Consider the following 5478-nt stretch of genomic DNA (forward strand, 5'->3'; position numbering starts at 1 on the left):
CATACCCGACCAGATCGGCGTTGAGCGCTCCGACGACGATGCCGGCCGCAATGAAGAGGAGAAGAATCAGCGTAACGATCAGGCGCATACGAGGACTTTACCCGATTGCCGTGGAGCGGCACAGGCGGCTGTTCGGCCGACCTTCAGAATTGGGCCGCCGTTCGTTTTTTCCTGTTCCGCCCGCTGGAAAAAAAGAAGGCAGGAACGGCTCGTCGCCGTCCTGCCTTCCGAAGATCGTGGTGATTCCCGTCGAACGGGTGATCAATCCAGATTCAAGTTGACGCGCTCGCGCAATTCCTTGCCCGGCTTGAAATGCGGGACATGCTTGCCCGGCAGGGCTACAGCATCGCCGGTCTTGGGATTGCGTCCCATGCGCGGCGGGCGGTAGTGCAGCGCGAAGCTGCCGAAGCCTCGGACTTCGATGCGCTCGCCATTGGACAGGGCATGGCTCATCTGTTCGATCACGCTCTTGACCGCCAACTCCACGTCGGCGAACGCAAGGTGGGTCTGACGCCGTGCCAGCGCCTCAATCAATTCGGATTTGGTCATGGGTCCCCAATGTCCGTGACGTGTAACCGCGGGGCGGCGTACCGCCGCCCCGCATTCCTGCTTTGCTTATTGCTTAGTCAGCCTTGTTGAGCTGCTCTTTGAGCAGCGCGCCAAGCTTGGTCGTGCCGCCGGAAGCGGACGAGTACTCGGCCATGGCGTCGGTCAGCTCTTCTTCGTCCTTGGCGCGGATCGACAGCTGCAGCTGGCGGCCCTTACGGTCCATGCCGGTGAACTTGGCTTCGACCTTGTCGCCCACCTTCAGGTGCTGCGTGGCATCGTCGATGCGCTCCTTGGCGATGTCGTTGGCGCGCAGGTAACCCTCGACGCCCTCGCCCAGATCGATCACGGCGCCCTTGGCGTCCACTTCCTTGACGGTACCGTTGACGATGGTGCCGCGCGGGTTGGTGGCCATGAACTGACCGAACGGATCCTGCTCCATCTGCTTGATGCCGAGGGAGATGCGCTCGCGCTCCGGATCAACGGCCAGCACCACGGCTTCGATCTCGTCGCCCTTCTTGAAGTTGCGAACCAGATCTTCGCCCGATGCCTGCCAGGAGATGTCGGACAGGTGAACCAGACCGTCGATGCCGCCGTCCAGACCGATGAAGATGCCGAAGTCGGTGATCGACTTGATCTGACCGGACACCTTGTCGTTCTTCTTGTGCATCGCTGCGAAAGCTTCCCACGGGTTCGAGCGGGTCTGCTTGATACCCAGCGAGATGCGGCGACGCTCTTCATCCACGTCCAGCACCATCACTTCGGTCTCGTCGCCGACCTGCACGACCTTGGCCGGGTTGACGTTCTTGTTGGTCCAATCCATTTCGGAGACGTGGACCAGGCCTTCCACGCCCGGCTCGATCTCAACGAAGCAACCGTAATCGGTGACGTTGGAGACCTTGCCGAACAGGCGGCTGCCGACCGGGTAGCGGCGAGCGATGGCGACCCACGGGTCGTCGCCCAGCTGCTTCAGGCCCAGCGACACGCGGTTGCGCTCGCGGTCGTACTTCAGCACGCGGACGTCCAGCTCGTCGCCGACGTTGACGACTTCGGACGGATGACGCACGCGCTTCCACGCCATGTCGGTGATGTGCAGCAGGCCGTCGATACCGCCCAGGTCCACGAACGCGCCGTAGTCGGTGAGGTTCTTGACGGTGCCCTTGACCACTGCGCCCTCGGTGAGGCGCTCAAGCAGCTTCTCGCGCTCTTCGGAGAACTCGGTCTCGACGACGGCGCGGCGGCTCACCACAACGTTGTTGCGCTTGCGGTCGAGCTTGATGATCTTGAACTCGAGGTCCTTGCCTTCCAGGTAAACCGGATCGCGGACCGGACGCACGTCGACCAGCGAGCCCGGCAGGAATGCGCGGACGTCCTTGATGTCGACGGTGAAACCACCCTTGACCTTGCCGGAGATCTTGCCGGTGATGGTCTCTTCCTTGTCGAAGGCCTGCTCAAGATCGTCCCAAACCATGGAACGCTTGGCCTTCTCACGGGAGAGCTTGGTCTCGCCGAAACCGTCTTCCAGGGCGTCGAGGGCAACCTTCACCTCGTCGCCTACCTGCACTTCCAGCTCTCCGCTCTCGTCCTTGAACTGCTCGATCGGGACGATGCCTTCGCTCTTCAGGCCAGCGTTGATCACGACGACGTCGTTGCGGATTTCCACAACGATACCCGTGACGATCGCGCCCGGCTTCAGCTTGGAGATAGCCTGTTGGCTCTGTTCAAACAGTTCGGCAAAACTTTCAGTCATGTTGATTCCAGAAATGAGAAAAGGCCTTAAGTCCTATGCGCGCCGTGGAATGAATAGCGCACAGACAGTCGGCCCACCGGTTATGGGTGTCGCCGGATCGCTCCGTTGGCACCGTTGACCAAGACCCCTGCCGCGGCAGGGGCGCCAAAAGCCGCCGGCAGCCCTGGTCAGGACTGCACGACAGCCAATACTTTCGCGACGACGACGTCGATGCCCATGCCGGTGGTATCAATGAAAACCGCATCGGCGGCCGGCTTGAGCGGCGCGACGGTTCGTGACGCATCACGTTCGTCGCGCGCCTCGATCTCGCGCTGAAGAGTGGCAAGTGTAACGCTCAGCCCCTTTTCCTTCAACTGCTTATAGCGCCTTTTCGCCCGCTCGGCAGCGCTGGCGGTGAGGAACACCTTGAACGGGGCCTCGGGGAAGATCACCGTGCCCATGTCGCGCCCGTCGGCGACCAGGCCCGGGGCCTTGCGAAAGGCCAGCTGCATGTCCACAAGTGCTTGACGCACCGAAGGAATCGAGGCGATCGCCGAGGCCGCGCCGCCGGCCGTTTCGGTGCGCAGTTCGTCGGTGGCGTCATGCCCGTTGACCATCACCCGGGTATCGCTGCCGTCGGTGGCCGCCACAAAGCGGATCTTGGTGGTCTGGGCGCAGCGGGTCACCGCCTCGGCGTCGGACAGGTCCAGCCCCTCCATGCCCGCCGCATAGCCCACCGCGCGGTACAGGGCGCCGGAGTCCAGCAGCCGCCAGCCCAGCTTCTCAGCGACCATGCGACTGATGGTGCCCTTGCCCGACCCCGAGGGTCCGTCGATGGTGAGTACGGGGACGGACTGCGATGAAGTCATGGGGGCTCCTGACGGCGACGAAAGAAAACGCCTATGCTATCGCGTTGGTCCTCGCACGGAACGCGGGATGTCCACTCGCCATCTTACTTTCCGTCAGACCCATGCAACTTGAAACCATGACCGATCTGCGCCGCGAATTCGATCAGGCCGCCGAAGATATCCAGCGGCTTGGCCAGCGGCCGGACAACGACACCCTGCTCAAGCTCTATGCCTTGTACAAGCAAGGCTCCGAAGGCGACGTCCACGGCGACCCGCCGGGCTTCTTCGACTTCGTGGGCACCGCCAAGTACGAGGCCTGGGCCCATCTGCGCGGCGTTTCCGAAGAGGAAGCGATGCAGCGGTATATCGAGTTTGTGCAGGAATTGCTGAGCTGAGTCTTCGGCCGGCGCCCAAGATTTTGCGTTAGGCGCAAGCTTCGTCCGATGCCTGTATCCAGTGCTGTTCCTGGCGCTGCGTTGAAGAGTTCGTCACCATCTGACTGCCCCTCACCGTCATCCCGGCTTTCGCCGCGATGACGGTGAGGATGACCGTGAGTGATCGGGGCCGTCCTTCACCGCGCCCCTTGCTTTCAAACGCCATCCACAGGCACATTCATACGATCGTTTGAACCAGGCCAGCGGTCCGTATGAACTTCCCCCATTTGTTCTCCCCGCTCGACCTCGGGCACACCACCCTGCCCAACCGCATCCTGATGGGCTCGATGCATACCGGGCTGGAGGACAAATCCAGCGACTACGACAAGCTCGCCGCGTATTTCGCGGAGCGTGCGCGCGGCGGTGTTGGCCTGATGGTGACCGGCGGCATTGCTCCCAGCATCCAGGGATGGCTGAAGCCGTTCGGCGGCAGGCTGAGCATGCCGTGGCATGTCGCGCGGCATCGCAAGCTGACCAAGGCAGTGCATGGCGAAGGCGGCAAACTGTGCATGCAGATCCTGCATGCGGGGCGCTACGGTTATCACCCGCTGTCGGTGGCGCCGTCGAAGATCAAATCGCCGATCACGCCATTCACGCCGCGTGCGCTTTCCGCGCGCGGCGTCGAGCGCACCATCAGCGACTTCGTGCATTGCGCGAAGCTCGCCCAGGATGCCGGTTACGACGGCATCGAGGTGATGGGTTCGGAAGGCTATTTGATCAACCAGTTCCTGGCCGCGCATGCCAACCAGCGCAGCGATGCCTGGGGCGGCGATGCGGCCAAACGCATGCGTTTTCCCGTGGAAATCGTGCGTCGCACGCGTGAGGCGGTGGGTCGCGACTTCATCATCATCTACCGCCTGTCGATGCTCGACCTGGTGCAGAATGGCCAGGACTGGAGTGAGATCGTTACGCTCGCCAAGGCGATCGAAGCGGCCGGCGCCAGCATCATCAATACCGGCATCGGCTGGCACGAAGCGCGAGTTCCCACCATCGTCACCAGCGTGCCGCGCGCGGGCTTTGCGTGGGTCACCAGGAAGCTCAAGGGCGAAGTGTCGATCCCGCTGATCACCACCAACCGCATCAATATGCCGGAGGTGGCCGAGCAGATCCTCGCCGGCGGCGACGCGGACATGGTGTCGATGGCCCGACCGCTGCTGGCGGACCCCGAGTGGGCGCTCAAGGCGAAAGCGGGAAGCAGCGATCGCATCAACACTTGCATCGCCTGCAACCAGGCGTGTCTCGATCACGTGTTCAAGAATCAGCGCGCGAGCTGCCTGCTCAATCCGCGGGCCTGCCATGAAACCGAGTTGCGCATTGAGCCGACCGCTCTGCGCAAGAAGATTGCGGTGGTCGGTGCCGGCCCCGCGGGCCTCGCCTGCGCCAGCACGCTGGCCGAACGCGGCCACGCGGTGACTTTGATCGACCAGGCCAGTGAAATTGGCGGCCAGTTCAACTATGCGAAGCGAATTCCCGGCAAAGAGGAATTCCACGAGACCCTGCGTTATTTCCGCCACCGCCTCGGCGACGCCGGTGTGGCAGTGAAGCTTGGGCAGGCCGCGAGCGCCGCGACGCTCGCCGCCGAAGGCCACGATGAAGTGGTGGTTGCCACCGGCATCACGCCGCGCCATGTGCAGTTCGCCGGCAGCGATGATCCGCGCGTACTGAGTTACCTCGACGTGCTTGCTCACAACAAAACCGTGGGTCCGCGCGTCGCCATCATCGGCGCCGGCGGCATCGGCTTCGACGTGGCGGAATTCCTGGTGGAACACGCGCCCTCGGCCACACTCGATGTCGCGCGCTGGACGCGCGAATGGGGCGTGGACATGCAGCTCGACAACCGCGGCGGACTGGCGCCGGCCCAACCCGAAGCGCCCGCTCGCCAGGTATGGCTGCTGCAACGCTCGGAAGGACGCCCGGGCGC

The 5478-nt window shown here is 63.3% G+C and carries 6 protein-coding genes; 3 read left to right on the top strand and 3 right to left on the bottom strand.

All coding sequences use genetic code 11. The annotated features are described in order from the left end of the window. A partial coding sequence (locus Y882_RS20560) for a hypothetical protein (RefSeq protein ID WP_211259215.1) occupies positions 1–281 on the top strand: 281 nt, incomplete at its 5' end. Here Y882_RS20560 and Y882_RS18225 read toward each other — a convergent pair. From Y882_RS18225 to cmk, 3 genes are all read right to left on the bottom strand, one after another. After that, positions 262–549 (bottom strand): integration host factor subunit beta, encoded by a 288-nt coding sequence (locus tag Y882_RS18225; protein ID WP_046973381.1) that lies wholly within the window; start codon positions 547–549, stop codon positions 262–264. The genes Y882_RS20560 and Y882_RS18225 overlap by 20 nt on opposite strands. Before the next feature lie 73 nt (positions 550–622). Beyond that, positions 623–2296 (bottom strand): 30S ribosomal protein S1, encoded by a 1674-nt coding sequence (gene rpsA / locus Y882_RS18230; RefSeq protein ID WP_046973382.1) that lies wholly within the window; start codon positions 2294–2296, stop codon positions 623–625. A gap of 167 nt (positions 2297–2463) precedes the next feature. Then, complete coding sequence (gene cmk / locus Y882_RS18235; RefSeq protein WP_082121184.1) at positions 2464–3144, bottom strand: (d)CMP kinase; 681 nt, start codon at positions 3142–3144, stop codon at positions 2464–2466. 116 nt (positions 3145–3260) lie between these two features. Here cmk and Y882_RS18240 point away from each other — a divergent pair, with 116 nt between their 5' ends. Together Y882_RS18240 and Y882_RS18245 are read left to right on the top strand one after the other, a co-directional pair. After that, the gene (locus tag Y882_RS18240) at positions 3261–3518 is read left to right on the top strand and encodes an acyl-CoA-binding protein (RefSeq protein WP_046973383.1); all 258 of its coding nucleotides are present in this window, start codon (positions 3261–3263) and stop codon (positions 3516–3518) included. Positions 3519–3769: 251 nt separating this feature from the next. Further along, positions 3770–5478: NADPH-dependent 2,4-dienoyl-CoA reductase (locus tag Y882_RS18245; RefSeq protein ID WP_046973384.1), on the top strand; the 1709-nt coding region annotated here is incomplete at its 3' end.

It is taken from the genome of Dyella japonica DSM 16301 (assembly GCF_001010355.1).
Lineage (GTDB): Bacteria > Pseudomonadota > Gammaproteobacteria > Xanthomonadales > Rhodanobacteraceae > Dyella > Dyella japonica.